1 protein-coding gene is annotated in these 15578 nt (G+C 64.0%); it reads left to right on the top strand.

The window, feature by feature from the left end; genetic code table 11:
- Positions 1 to 221: 221 nt before the first annotated feature.
- Positions 222 to 15578, top strand: a 15357-nt coding sequence (locus LCU97_RS26995; RefSeq protein ID WP_232778163.1) for a non-ribosomal peptide synthetase, incomplete at its 3' end; no start/stop codon positions are given.

The following is a 15578-nucleotide window of genomic DNA, read 5'->3' as shown; positions in this document are numbered from 1 at the left end:
CCCACCCGACACCGCGGATCCGCCGTCGGGTGGCGATGTCGTGCATCCGCCATCCACCCGTTCGACCCGTACTGCACCGGTTGTTTGTCCGGGCAGCACTGACAAATTTCTGAGAAGGAACGTATGACATTTATCTTTGCTGTGGACGTCGCTGTCGCAACCGATTTTTCGGCCAACCACAATTCCAGCCCTGCCGGTGTACAAGTTCCGGAGGGCCGGGTATGAACCAGTCCCTGCGGCTTGCGGCTACCTACCCACTGACGGCGTCCCAGCGGGACATCTGGCTGGACCAGATGACCAAGGGCGATTCTGCCCTGTACACCATGGGCGGCTATGTCCATATCCGCGGTGCTGTCGACCCGGAGCGCATGCAGCAGGCGGTCGCCCTGTTGGTGCGCAAGCACGATGCCCTGCGCACCGTGTTGCATTGCGACGCCGGCGGCGACGGTGTGCCGATGCAGACGCTGGTGGAATCTCTGGATGTGCGGGTTCCGCTGATCGACTTTTCCAATCGTCCCGAACCGCAGGCAGCGGCCCAGACCTGGGTGCAGCAGGGGCTGGAGGTGCCCTTTGCGCTGGATAAGGGCCCACTGTTCCGTTTCTATCTGGTCAAGCTCGATGACGCTTCGTTCTATTTCGTGGTGAACCTGCACCACATCATCCAGGACGGTTGGGGCATCGGTTTGATGCTTGCCTCGCTCAGCGAGCTTTATACCGCCCTTGAGGAAAACCGCGAGCCTGATCTGTCGGCACCGTCCTATGCCGGGTTTATCGAGGAGGATGCCCGCTATCACGGCTCGGATCGCTATCTGCGGGACCAGGCCTATTGGCTGGACAAGTACCGGGATGTGCCGGAACCGTTGTTCACCGCCCGTTACCGGGATCGTCACGCCGAAGCCGTGGTGCCCAGTGCCCATGCCATGACGTCATTCCCCCAGACGCTGAACGAGCGGATCGACGCCCTGGCGCTCAGCCATCAGGTTTCGCGTTTCCCGGTGCTGCTGGCCGCGCTGTACGTGTACTTTGTCCGGACCACCCAACGCGACGAACTGGTGGTCGGCCTGCCGATTCTCAATCGCTCCAATCCCACATTCAAGCAAACCGTGGGCTTGTTCACTCAAGTCAGCGCCATGCGTCTGAGGTTCGCCGACGACTTGTCGTTCGGCGAGTTGATCCGTGAAGTGGCGCGCGCACTCAAGCAGGACTATCGCTACCAGCGGTTTCCCTTGAGTGATATCCATCGTTCCCTGGAACTGCGGCGTGACAATCGGGCACAGCTGTTCGATGTGTCATTCTCCTATGAAGAGGAGAATCACCTGTACCGGTTCGGCGACGCCACTGCCTATTCGGTGAAGAGTTCCAACGGCCAGGAACAGATGCCCCTGGCCATCCACCTGCGGACCAACCCTCACGAAGACACTGCCTGGCTGCACTGGATCTACAACCAGGCGTATTTGCAGGCCGATGAAGTCGAGGCGATGGCCGAGCGCTTCCTGCACGTGCTGGAGCAAGGGCTGGAAGACGACACGCTGCCGGTCCATGGGTTTGTCCTGCCGACGCCGGCCGAATCCCGTCTGCTCCAGGCCTGGAGCGCGGGTGATCCACAGTCGTATGAACATGACCGTACGATCCACGGCCTGTTCGAGGCACGGGCCGCTGCACAGCCTGCAGCGGTGGCGGTGGTATGCGAAGGCCAGACGTTGACGTACCGCGAGCTCAATGCGCGGGCCAACCAGGTTGCCCATCGTCTGCTGGCATTGGGGGTTTTCCCGGATGATCGGGTGGCGATCTGTGTCGAACGCGGCCTGGACATGATTGTCGGCCTGTTGGGCATCCTGAAGTCCGGCGCGGGTTACGTGCCGTTGGACCCGGCCTATCCCCAGGAGCGCCTGGCCTTCATGCTCGACGACAGCACACCGGTGGCGCTGCTCACCCAGTCATCGCTCGAATCCCAACTGCCGGAGGTGTCCGTCCCGGTGTTGCTGCTCGATCAGCCTGACGCCGCCGGGATCGCCGAGCAGCCAAGGCACGATCCGAACATCGGCACTCTGGCTTCGCGCCATTTGGCTTATGTCATTTACACCTCCGGTTCCACGGGCCTGCCCAAAGGGGTGATGGTGGAGCACCGCAACGTCGCGCGGCTGTTCTCGGCCACCCAGCCGTGGTTTGACTTCGGCCCGCAGGACGTCTGGGCGCTGTTCCACTCTTTCGCCTTCGACTTCTCGGTCTGGGAAATCTGGGGTGCATTGACCCACGGCGGCCGCCTGCTGGTGGTGCCGCAACTGGTCAGCCGTTCGCCGCAGGACTGCTATGCGCTGCTGTGCGAGGCCGGTGTCACGGTGCTGAACCAGACGCCTAGCGCGTTCCGCCAGTTGATCGCGGCCCAGGGCGAAAGCGACCTGCGCCACAGCCTGAGGCAAGTGATTTTCGGTGGGGAGGCGCTGGAAGCGGCCATTCTGAAACCCTGGTACGCCCGGAACATCAACGCCGGCACACAACTGGTCAACATGTACGGCATCACCGAAACCACCGTGCACGTGACCTACCGTGCGTTGTGTGCGGCGGATGCGCAGATGACTGGCGTCAGTCCCATTGGCAAGCGTATTCCCGATTTGCGCCTGTATCTGTTGGACAAACACGGCCAACCGGTACCGAAGGGCGTGACGGGGGAGCTGTACGTGGGCGGTGCCGGTGTGGCGCGGGGTTATCTCAACCGGCCGGAGCTCAACGAAACGCGCTTCCTTCCCGACCCGTTCGAGCGCAGCGCCAATGCACGCCTGTATCGCACCGGGGATCTTGGCCGCTGGCTGAGCAACGGAGAACTGCAATACCTGGGGCGCAACGACGAACAGGTGAAGATCCGGGGTTTCCGGATCGAGCTGGGCGAGATCGAAGCGAAACTGCTGGCGTGTGCACAGGTGCGCGAAGCGGTGGTGATCGCTCGCGAGGACGAGCCGGGGAACAAGCGCCTGGTGGCCTATGTCGTCGCGCAAGAAGGCGCGTCTGTCTCGGCGGCCGACCTGCGTGGCCAACTGTTGGGTTCGCTGGCGGACTACATGGTGCCGAGCGCGTTCGTGCTGCTCGAAGCCTTCCCGTTGACCACCAACGGCAAGCTGGATCGCAAGGCACTGCCTGCCCCCGATTCAGAAGCTGTTGTCCGGCGTCGCTATGAAGCGCCTGTCGGTGCGGTGGAAATCACCCTGGCGGCCCTTTGGGCCGAACTGCTGGACATTGAGCAGGTGGGACGGCACGACCGGTTCTTCGAACTGGGCGGTCATTCGCTGCTGGCGGTCAAGCTGATCGAACGCATGCGCCAGGTCAACCTGCACGCCGATGTGCGGGTGCTGTTCGGTCAGCCGACCCTGGCGAGCCTGGCGGCCGCCACGGGCAACAGCGACGGCATCATGATACCGCCGAACCGGATTGCTCCGGATGTCGAACGCATCAGTCCGGATATGCTGCCGCTGGCGAGCCTGACCCAGGAAGAAATCGACCGCGTCATCGCCACGGTGCCCGGTGGCGTCGGCAACGTGCAAGACATTTACGCACTGGTGCCGTTGCAGGAAGGCATCCTGTATCACCACCTGGCGACCGACGAAGGCGATCCGTACCTGTTGCAGGCGCTGTTGCGGTTTGGCAGTCGTCAGCAATTGGAGGCTTTCGGGCACGCCCTGCAGGCAGTGATTGCCCGACACGACATCCTGCGCACTTCGGTGGTGTGGGAAGGGTTGGGCGAGCCGGTGCAGGTGGTCTGGCGCGAAGCCCGCCTGGTGGTCGAGGAACTTGATCTCTCGCCGGCCGAAGGTGATGTGGCCGGACAGTTGCAGGCCCGCTTCGATCCACGCCATACCCGTTTTGATCTGCGCCAGGCGCCGATGATGCGCATCCACTTCGCCGAAGATGCCGCCGATGGCAGCTGGGTCGCGGTGTTGCTGTTCCATCACCTGATCGATGACGCCACCTCCCTCGGCATGCTGGGCAAGGAAATCGAGGCGCACCTGGAGGGCCGTTCGGCCGCGCTGCCACCCTCGGTGCCGTACCGCAATTACGTGGCCCAGGTCCGGTTGGGCAGCCATCCGGAGCAGCATGAGGCGTTCTTCAACGAGATGCTCGGGGATGTGGACGAGCCCACGCTGCCGTTCGGTCTGCAGGATGTGCAGGGCGACGGCGCCGGCATCGAGGAAGCCACCCTGGCGCTGGATGCCGGGCTGGCCGGGCGCCTGCGTGCTCAGGCACGTCGCCTGGGCGTGAGTACCGCCAGTCTGCATCACTTGGCCTGGGGGCAGGTGGTGGGTCGCTTGTCCGGCTGCCGGGACGTAGTGTTCGGCACCGTGCTGATGGGCCGTCTGCACGGCGGGCAAGAGGCCGGGCATGCCTTGGGCATGTTCGTCAACACACTGCCATTGCGCGTCGAAGCGGGCGACCAGGGCGTACTGGCCGCGTTGAAGACGACCCACGGACGCCTGGCGACGCTGCTGGGCCACGAACACGCGCCGTTGTCGCTGGCGCAACGTTGCAGTGGCGTGGCGGCGCCGACGCCGTTGTTCAGTGCGCTGATGAACTACCGTCAGACCGCCGTCGCCGCCCAGGCCCCGAAAGAAGCGGGCCAGGCACGTATCTGGGCCGGGGCGCAGATCCTCGGGGGCGAAGAACGGACCAACTATCCGTTGTCGCTGTCGGTGGACGACCTGGGCGAATCGTTCGGGCTGACGGTGCAAGCGGTTGCGGGGATCGGTGCCGAGCGCGTCTGCGGCTACATGTGCACGGTACTCGAAGCCCTGGCTGACGCACTCGACCAGGACGTGAACGCACCGCTGCACAGCCTGGCCCTGGTGCCTGACGCCGAGCGCCGGCAGTTGCTGGAGACGTTCAATGCCTTCGATGTCGCGTACCCGACCGGGCTGCTGGTCCATCAGCTGTTCGAGGCCCAGGTCCGGGCTCGACCAGACGCCATTGCGCTGACCTGTGAGGGCCAGTGCCTGAGTTATGCGCAACTGAATGAACTGTCCAACCAGATCGCCCATTACCTGATCGGGCTGGGTATCCGGCCGGATGACCGCGTGGCGATCTGTGTCGAGCGCAGCCTGGAGATGGTCGCGGGGCTGGTGGGCATTCTCAAGGCCGGTGCCGCTTATGTGCCGCTGGACCCGGCTTATCCGGCGGAGCGCCTGGACTACATGCTGGAAGACAGCGCACCCAAGGCGCTGTTGACCCAACGTGACCTGCACGGGCGTTTCCCGTCGTTGCGCGTGCCTGTGCTGTTGCTCGATGCCCGGGAACGTGTCGCCGCCGGTGTCGGCAGCCAACCGTCTTCGAACCCGGATGCGCAGGCGAACGGACTGACTTGCGACAACCTGGCCTACGTCATCTACACCTCGGGTTCCACCGGCCAGCCGAAGGGCGTGGCGATGGGACACCGTGCCCTGGTCAACCTGATGCAGTGGCAGATCGAGCAATCGCAACAACAGGGAAGGGCTGCCGCACGTACCTTGCAGTTCGCTGCCCTGGGTTTTGACGTGGCGTTCCAGGAAATCTTCAGCACGCTGTGCGCGGGCGGCGAGCTGTCGCTGATCCATGCCGATACCCGACTGAACTTCCATCGCCTGTTCCAGCACATCCGTGAACAGCGAATCGAACGGCTCTATCTGCCTTGCATCGCCTTGCAGGCCCTGGCCGAAGCGGTGGCCGGTGAGCGTGATGCCGCGCTGTCGGCCTGTGGCTTGCGAGATGTCATCACAGCGGGCGAGCAATTGCGCGTTACGCCGCAGATCCGCGCAATGTTCGAGCGCCTGGACGGCTGTCGCCTGCACAACCACTATGGCCCGACCGAGTCCCACGTCACCACCGCGCTGACGTTGCCCGACGATGTCGCCGCGTGGCCGACGCTGCCGGCCATCGGCAGGCCGGTGGCCAATACCCGCATCTACTTGCTGGACGAACAGCTGCAACCTGTTCCGGTCGGCGTGGCTGGCGAGATTCATATCGGCGGCGTTTGTGTCGCCCGTGGCTACCTGAACCGCGACGACTTGACCGCGCAGCGTTTCATCCAGGACCCGTTCGCCACCGAGGGACAAGCGCGCCTGTACAAGACCGGTGACCTGGGCCGTTACCTGCCCGACGGCAATATCGAGTACCTGGGGCGCAACGATGATCAGATCAAGATCCGTGGCTTCCGCGTTGAACTGGGCGAGATCGAAGCCAGGCTTTGCCAGCACGCCGAGGTAAAAGAGGCGGCGGTGGTCGCCCGTGAAGACAGCCCTGGCGAGAAGCGCCTGGTGGCCTACATCACCGTGCAGACGGCCAATGCCTCGGTGGGGGCCGATGGCTTGCGCACGCACCTGCAAGCCCTGTTGCCGGACTACATGGTCCCGGCGGCCTACGTACGCCTGGAAAAGCTGCCGCTGTCGCCCAACGGCAAGCTCGACCGCCGTGGGTTGCCGGCCCCGCAAGCGGATGCCTTCGCCAGCCGTGCATACGAAGCGCCGCAAGGAGAGCTGGAGAACACGCTGGCGCGGTTGTGGGCTGACGTGCTCGGCGTCGCGCAGGTGGGGCGGCACGACCATTTCTTCGAACTGGGCGGGCACTCGCTGTTGGCGGTGAAACTGATCGAGCTGATGCGCAAGGCCGGCCTGGGTGCCGATGTCCGGGTGCTGTTCGGTCAACCCACCCTGGCGGCGCTTGCTGCGGCTGTGGGCGCTCGTGTCGATGTCGTGGTGCCGGCCAACGGAATTGTCGCCGGTTGCGATCGGATCACGCCGGTGATGTTGCCGCTGGTCGAGCTCGACCAGGAAACCATCGACCGCGTCGTCGCCACCGTGCCGGGCGGTTTGGCTAACGTGCAGGACATCTACCCGTTGGCACCGTTGCAAGAGGGCATCCTCTATCACCACATCGCCGCCGAAGAGGGCGATCCCTATCTGTTGCAAGCCGCGTTCGCCATGGACAGCCGGGCCCGACTCGACGGTTTCGTGCAAGCGCTGCAGGCCGTGATCGATCGGCACGATATTCTCAGGACCGCCTTGCTCTGGGAGGGCCTCGAAGCGCCCTTGCAGGTGGTTCTGCGCAGTACTCATCTGGTGCTTGAAGAACAGACGCTCGATCCGGCCCAGGGCGACATCGCCACGCAGATGAAGGCGCTGTTCGACCCCCGGCACTGTCGCCTGGACTTGGGCAAGGCGCCGCTGATGCGTCTCGCCTGTGCCTGGGACGAAGCCCATCAGCGCTGGGTCGCGATTCTGTTGTTCCACCACATCGCTCTGGACCATACGGCGCTCGATGTGATGCAGGAGGAAATGCTGGCGTGCCTCGAAGGCAAGGCCGACCGCCTTGGGGCCGCCATGCCCTATCGCAACTATGTGGCGCAGACATTGTTGGGCGTCAGTCGCGAGCAGCACGAGCGTTTCTTCCGCGACATGCTCGGTGACGTGGAGGAGCCGACCCTGCCATTCGGCCTGCGAGAGGTGCAGGGTGACGGCCGGGGTATCGAGGAGGTGAAGCTGGACCTGGATCCGAGCCTGTGCCGGCGCTTGCGGCAGCAGGCGCGACGGCTGGGCGTGAGTGCCGCGGCCCTGCATCACTTGGCGTGGGCCAGGGTGCTGGGACGGGTGTCCGGCCGTGAAGACGTGGTCTTCGGAACCGTGCTGCTGGGCCGCATGCAGAGCGGCGAGGGCGCGGATCGGGCCTTGGGTATGTTCATCAATACCTTGCCGCTGCGGGTGAATGTCGGTGGGCAGGACGTGCGTGCCGGGGTCAAGGCGACCCACGCACGGCTGACGGCCTTGCTGGGCCATGAACATGCCTCGCTGGCACTGGCCCAGCGTTGCAGTGGCGTGCCGGCCTCGTTGCCGCTGTTCAGTGCCTTGCTGAATTACCGCCACAGTCCGCTGCCGGAAGGCGACGAGGTCGACCGTTGGGCGGGGATGCAGGTGTTGGAGGTCATGGAACGGACCAACTACCCGTGCATGGTGTCCGTGGACGACCAGGGTGAAGGCTTCCTACTGAGCGTACAGACCGCTGGCGGGGTCGATGCCCGGCAGGTCGGCGCCTACATGCAGACCGCCCTGGCGAGCCTGGTGGAGGCGCTGGAATTTGCCCCCGAATCGGCCGTCAATGAGCTGGAGATTCTCTGCGAACAAGAGCGCCGGCAAGTGTTGCAGGCATTCAACGCGACGCAGGCGGAGTATCCGCTTGGGCAGACCATTCATGGCTTGTTCGAGGAACAGGTGCAACGGACTCCACTCGATGTGGCCGTTCTGCATGGCGAACAGTATCTGAACTACCGCGAACTGAACGAGCGGGCTAACCGCCTGGCCCATTACCTGCGCAAGCAGGGTGTGCAGCCCGATTCGCGGGTGGCGATCTGCGTCGAGCGTGGCCTCGACATGGTCGTGGGCCTGCTGGCAATCCTCAAAGCCGGCGGCGGTTACGTACCGCTGGATCCGGCGTATCCGGCGGATCGGATTGCCTACATGCTGGAAGACAGCGCCCCGGCGGCGGTATTGGCCCAGGCGGCCACGGTTGGCTTGCTGGCCGGTGCCTCGATGCCGGTGATCGACCTGGGTAGCGGGCTGTGGCAGGACGAATCCGTCTCGAATCCGCAGGTGCCTGAGCTGACCTCGTCGCACCTGGCCTACGTGATTTACACCTCCGGTTCCACCGGATTGCCGAAAGGCGTGATGATCGAACACCGCAACACGGTGAACTTCCTGACCTGGGCCCATCGGTCGTTCGATACCAACACCTTGTCGAAAACCCTGTTCTCGACCTCGCTGAACTTCGATCTCGCGGTTTACGAATGCTTCGCGCCGCTGACCTGTGGCGGCAGCATCGACGTGGTCACTAATGTGCTGGAACTGCAACAGGGCGAGCACGACATCACCCTGATCAACACCGTGCCGTCGGCGCTCAAGGCGTTGCTGGAGTCGGGTGGGTTGGGTGAGGGCGTGGATACCGTCAACGTGGCGGGTGAAGCGCTCAAGCGCAGTCTGGTGGAGGCGCTGTTCGAGCAGACCCAAGTCAAGCGCCTGTGCAACCTCTACGGTCCTTCGGAAACCACGACTTACTCCAGTTGGGTATCCATGGCCCGCGAGGATGGGTTTGTTCCGCACATTGGCAAGCCGGTGGCGAACACCCAGTTCTACCTGTTGGATGAACACAAGCAACCGGTGCCCCTGGGTATGCCGGGCGAAATCTATATCGGTGGCGCTGGGGTGGCTCGGGGTTATTTGAACCGCGACGATCTGACGGCCGAGCGCTTCCTCAAGGATCCGTTCAGCCGTGAACCGAACGCCCGGATGTACAAGACCGGCGACTTGGGGCGTTACCTGCCGGACGGCAATATCGAGTACCTGGGCCGTAACGACGATCAGGTGAAGATCCGCGGTTTCCGGATCGAACTGGGCGAGATCGAGGCGCGGTTGGCTCAACACGATGCCGTGAAGGAAGCCGTGGTGCTGGCCCGCGAAGATGTACCGGGCGACAAGCGTCTGGTCGCCTATTTCACCGAATCGGTAACGGCGGACATCGAAAGTCTGCGCAGCCATTTGCAAGCGCAACTGCCCGAATACATGGTGCCCGTGGCCTATGTACGCCTCGACGCACTGCCGCTGACTCCGAACGGCAAGCTTGACCGCAAGGCCTTGCCGGCCCCGGATCAGGATTCGGTGATTACCCGTGGATACGAAGCCCCGCAGGGCGAGATCGAAACCACCCTGGCGCAGATCTGGCAGGAGCTGCTCGGTCTGCCACAGGTCGGTCGTCACGATCACTTCTTCGAATTGGGCGGCCACTCGTTGCTGGCCGTCAGCCTGATCGAACGGATGCGCCAGGCCGGCTTGAGTGCCGATGTACGCATCCTGTTCAGCCAGCCCACCCTGGCTGCCTTGGCGACGGCTGTCGGCAACGATGACCGCAACGAAGTCACTGTCCCGGCGAATCGGATCCCCTCCGGCTGCGAGTCCATCACCCCGGCCATGCTGCCATTGGTCTCGTTGAGCCAGGACGCTATCGACCGCATCGTGGCGACGGTACCGGGCGGGGCGGGCAACGTGCAGGACATCTATCCGCTGGCGCCGTTGCAGGAAGGCATCCTCTATCACTACCTGGCAGCCGGACAGGGCGATCCCTACGTGCTGCAAGCGCAGTTCGCCTTTGACAGCCGCGAACGCTTCGATGCGTTCACCCAGGCCTTGCAGGCCGTGATCGATCGCCACGACATCTTGCGCACCTCCATGGCCTGGGAAGGCCTGGACGAGCCGGTGCAAGTGGTCTGGCGCGAGGCGGTGCTGGGGATCGAGCATGTGGAGTTGCATCATGAGGACGGCGATATCGCCGGCCAGTTGCAGGCCCGTTTCGACGCCCGGCACCACCGTATGGACATCCGCCAGGCACCGCTGATGTGCATCCGTTTTGCCGAGGATGCCGTCAACCAGCGCTGGGTCGCGACGCTGCTGTTCCACCACATGGCGCTGGACCACACGGCGCTGGAAGTGGTGCGCCACGAAATGCAGGCGCATCTGCTCGGCCAGGCCGACCGGATGGGCGAGGCGGTGCCCTATCGCAACTACGTGGCCCAGGCGCGCCTGGGTGTCAGTCGAGAGGCGCACGAAGGGTTCTTCCGCGAAATGCTCGGCGAGATCGACGAGCCGACGCTGCCGTTCGGCTTGCAGGATGTGCGCGGCGACGGCAATGCCATCGAAGAAGCCAGGCAGGACATCCCCGCAGACCTGAGCCGCCGTCTGCGCCGGCAAGCGCGCCAGTTGGGCGTGAGCGCCGCCAGTCTGCATCACCTGGCCTGGGCTCAGGTGCTGAGCCGGGTATCGGGTCGCGAGGATGTCGTGTTCGGCACGGTGTTGATGGGCCGCATGCAGGGCGGCGACGGCGCCGATCGGGCATTGGGGATGTTCATCAACACCCTGCCGATTGGCGTGCGGCTGGGCGAGCAGGATGTGCGCGCCGGTGTACGGGCGACCCATGATCGGCTGACCGGGCTGTTGGGCCATGAACACGCTTCCCTGGCGTTGGCCCAGCGGTGCAGCGGTGTGGCTGCCCCGACGCCCTTGTTCAGTGCGTTGCTCAACTACCGGCATACGGTGGCCGAGCCCGTCGCGCTGCAGTCGTCATCGGCCTGGCAGGGGATCGAGGCCCTGGGTGGCGAGGAGCGCACCAACTATCCGCTGACGCTGTCGGTGGATGATCTGGGTGAAGGCTTCAGCCTGACGGTGCAGGTCCAGTCCCGGATCGGCGCCCAGCGTATCTGTGGCTATATGTCGAGGGCTCTGGAGAGCCTGGTCGACGCATTGGAGCAGGCGCCGCAAACACCGTTGCACAGCCTGGAAATCTTGCCTGCGGTCGAGCGTCGGCAATTGCTCGAAACCTGGAACGCGACGGCGGCGGTGTACGCCGATGAAGCGTTGATCCATCGCCAGGTCGAAGCCCGGGCGGTGACGCAGCCCGAGGCGACGGCGGTGGTGCATGAAGGTCGGGCATTGACCTATGGCGAACTCAACACCCGCGCGAACCGGGTCGCTCATCGCTTGCTGGCGATGGGTGTTCGCCCGGATGACCGGGTGGCGATCTGTGTCGAGCGCTGCCTGGACATGATCGTCGGGTTGCTGGGCATCCTGAAGTCCGGCGCGGGCTATGTACCCGTGGACCCGGCCTATCCGACAGAACGTATCGCCTACATGCTGCAAGACAGCGCACCGGTAGCGGTTCTGGTGCACCCGGTGACCAAAGCCCTCATGGCGGGGGACACGTTGCCGGTACTTGATCTTGAACATGACATCGCTCAGGACGAAGAGGTCGCCAATCCGGTGGTGCCGGGCCTCGATCCGAGTCATCTGGTCTACGTCATCTACACCTCGGGGTCGACCGGCCTGCCCAAGGGCGTGATGGTCGAGCATCGCAACCTCAACAACCTGGTGGGCTGGCATTGCCAGGCTTTCGATATGAAACGTGGCAGCCGCACCTCCAGCGTCGCCAGCTTCGGTTTCGACGCCGCCGCCTGGGAGATCTGGCCGGCGCTGTGCGTCGGAGCCACGCTGTTGCTGCCGCCGGCCCATGCGGGCAGTGACAATGTCGATGCATTGCTCGATTGGTGGCAGGCCCAGGCGCTGGATGTGTGCTTCCTGCCCACCCCCATTGCCGAATACGCGTTTGGCCGCAACCTGGGTCATGAGCGCTTGCGCACCTTGCTGATTGGCGGTGACCGCCTGCGCAAGCTGCCCATCGACCCGGGCTTCACGCTGATCAACAACTATGGACCCACGGAAACCACGGTGGTCGCCACCTCAGGCCGGATCGACGCCGGCGAGGCGCAGCTGCATATCGGTAAGCCGGTGGGCAATACACGGGTCTATCTGCTCGATGCCCACTTGCAACCGGTTCCGGTTGGCGCGACGGGGGAACTCTATATCGGCGGCGCGGGGGTCGCGCGGGGCTACTTGAACCGGCCTGAACTGACGGCCGAGCGTTTCGTGCAGGACCCGTTCAGCCCTGTGCAGCACGCGAAGATGTACCGTACCGGCGACCTGGGGCGCTACTTGCCTGACGGCAATATCGATTACCTGGGGCGCAACGACGGTCAGTTGAAAATACGCGGTTTGCGTATCGAACTCGGTGAAATCGAGTCCAGGCTCGGCGATTGTCCCGGTGTGCGCGACGCGGTGGTGATTGCCCTTGGGGAGACGCCGGATGACATGCGCCTGGTGGCCTACTACACGACACACGAAGGCGAACATCACGACCTGACGTCCGACAACCTGCGTGCCCGGTTGCAGGTGCACTTGCCACGGCACATGGTGCCATCGGCCTACGTACGACTCGACGCGTTGCCCCTGACGGCCAACGGCAAGCTTGATCGCCGGGCGCTGCCGGCGCCTGACAGCGATGCCTATTCAAGCCGCGGCTACGAAGCGCCAGTGGGTGAGATGGAAACCCGCATGGCGGATATCTGGTGCCGTTTGCTGGGCGTGGAGCAGGTTGGTCGTCATGACGATTTCTTCGAGCTGGGCGGGCATTCGTTGCTGGCAGTGCGCTTGATGTCTCAGGTGCGCCAGCAATTGGACGTGGAACTGAGCCTGGCGGAGCTGTTCGCCAACCCGGTGCTGATGGGCTTGTCAGCCTGGGTCACGCAGGCGACGGCCAGTACATTGCCGCCCATCGTGGCGGTGTCTCGCAACGAGCCCTTGCCCTTGTCGTTTGCGCAACAGCGCCTGTGGTTCCTGGCGCAGATGGAGGGTGGCAGCGCCGCCTATCATATCTGCGGTGGACTTCGCCTCAATGGCCAGCTGGCACCGCAGGCCCTGCGTGATGCCCTGGACCGGATCGTGGCGCGTCATGAAGCCTTGCGCACCACGTTCGACAAGGTCGGGGGTGACGTCGTGCAGCGCATTGCCGCCGAAGAGAGCGGCTTTGCTCTGACATTCCATGACCTGTCCAATCGCGTCGACGCCGAGGATGAGTTGGCCCGGCTGGCTGCGCAAGAAGCACACGCGCCATTCGATCTGCACCAAGGGCCGTTGATCCGCGGTCGCCTCGTGCGATTGGCGCAGGAGGCGCATGTCCTGCTGGTCACGATGCACCACATCGTCTCGGATGGCTGGTCGATGGGCGTGCTGACCCGTGAACTGGGCGCGCTCTACCAGGCTTGCCTGCATGGCACAGCCGATCCGTTATCGCCGCTGCCGATCCAGTATGCCGATTTTGCCGTGTGGCAACGCCGCTGGCTGAGCGGGGAGGTGTTGAGCGAACAGAGTGCCTATTGGCAACGGACCCTGGCAGACGCGCCGCCTCTGTTGACGTTGCCCGCGGACCGTCCGCGACCCGCGCAGCAGGATTATGCCGGCGCGACCCTGTCGGTGATTTTCGATGAAGCGCTGACGGCGGATCTCAAAGCGTTGAGTCAGCGCCACGGCACGACGCTCTACATGACGGTATTGGCTGCCTGGGCCGCCGTGCTCGGCCGGCTCTCGGGGCAGGACACGGTCGTCATTGGCTCGCCGACGGCGAACCGTCGACGTGCCGAGGTCGAGGAGTTGATCGGGTTCTTCGTCAACACCCTGGCCGTGCCCATCGACGTATCGGGACGGCCGAATGTCGAAACGCTGCTGCAGCGGGTCAAGGCGCAGACCTTGAGCGCCCAGGCCCATCAGGACTTGCCGTTCGAGCAAGTGGTGGAGCGGGTCAAGCCGGTGCGCAGCCTGTCCCATAGCCCGCTGTTCCAGGCCATGCTGGCGTGGCAGGCCGCCGATGGGCAAAGCCTCGTGCTGGAAGGCTTGTCGCTGCAAACCGTGGAGGCACCGGGGCGTAGCGCCAAGTTCGATGTGTCATTGAACCTGGGTGAAGTGGATGGCCTGATTTCAGGCACCCTGGAATATGCCACGGCGTTGTTCGACCGGACGACCATGGAACGCTACCTCGGTTATCTGAAGCGCATGTTGCGGGCGATGGTGGCCGATGCCCGTGCCGTAGTCAGTGAAATCGTCTTGCCGGGCGATGCCGAACGCCTGCAACTGGATGGCTTCAATGCCACGCAAGCGGAGTATCCGATTGAGCAGACCGTTCACGGCTTGTTCGAGGCCCAGGCAGAGCGGACGCCGGACGCGCTGGCGGTGCTCCACCGCGGGCAGCGCCTGGATTATCGCGAACTGAACGAGCGGGCCAACCGCCTGGCGCATTACCTACGCAAGCAGGGCGTACGGCCCGATTCGCGGGTGGCGATCTGCGTCGAGCGTGGTCTCGATATGGTCGTGGGCCTGCTGGCGATCCTCAAGGCCGGTGGTGGTTATGTGCCGCTGGATCCGGCCTATCCGGCGGATCGGATTGCCTACATGCTGCAAGACAGCGCCCCGGCGGCGGTATTGGCCCAGGCGGCCACGGTTGGCTTGCTGGCCGGTGCCTCGATGCCGGTGATCGACCTCGGTAGCGGGCTGTGGCAGGACGAATCCGTCTCGAATCCGCAGGTGCCTGAGCTGACCTCTTCGCATCTGGCCTATGTGATCTATACCTCGGGATCCACCGGATTGCCGAAAGGCGTGATGATCGAACACCGCAACACGGTGAACTTCCTCACTTGGGCTCATCGGTCGTTCGACGCTCAAACGCTGTCGAAAACCCTGTTCTCGACCTCGCTGAACTTCGATCTCGCGGTTTACGAATGCTTCGCGCCGCTGACCTGTGGTGGCAGTATCGAAGTCGTGAGCAACGTGCTGGAACTGCAACAGGGCGAGCACGACATCACCCTGATCAACACCGTGCCGTCGGCGCTCAAGGCGTTGCTGGAGTCGGGTGGGTTGGGTGAGGGTGTCGATACCGTCAACGTTGCGGGTGAGGCTCTTAAACGCAGTCTGGTGGAGGCGCTGTTCGAGCAGACCCAAGTCAAGCGCCTGTGCAACCTCTACGGTCCTTCGGAAACCACGACTTACTCCAGTTGGGTATCCATGGCTCGCGAAGATGGGTTTGTTCCGCACATTGGTAAGCCTGTGGCGAACACCCAGTTTTACTTGCTGGATGAACACCGGCAGCCGGTGCCCTTGGGCGTGCCGGGCGAAATCTACATCGGCGGTGCCGGCGTGGCT

The organism is Pseudomonas uvaldensis (genome assembly GCF_021271205.1).
Lineage (GTDB): Bacteria > Pseudomonadota > Gammaproteobacteria > Pseudomonadales > Pseudomonadaceae > Aquipseudomonas > Aquipseudomonas uvaldensis.
The sequence above is the reverse complement of the archived record's forward strand: the minus strand, read 5'-3'. Positions and strand labels throughout refer to the sequence as shown.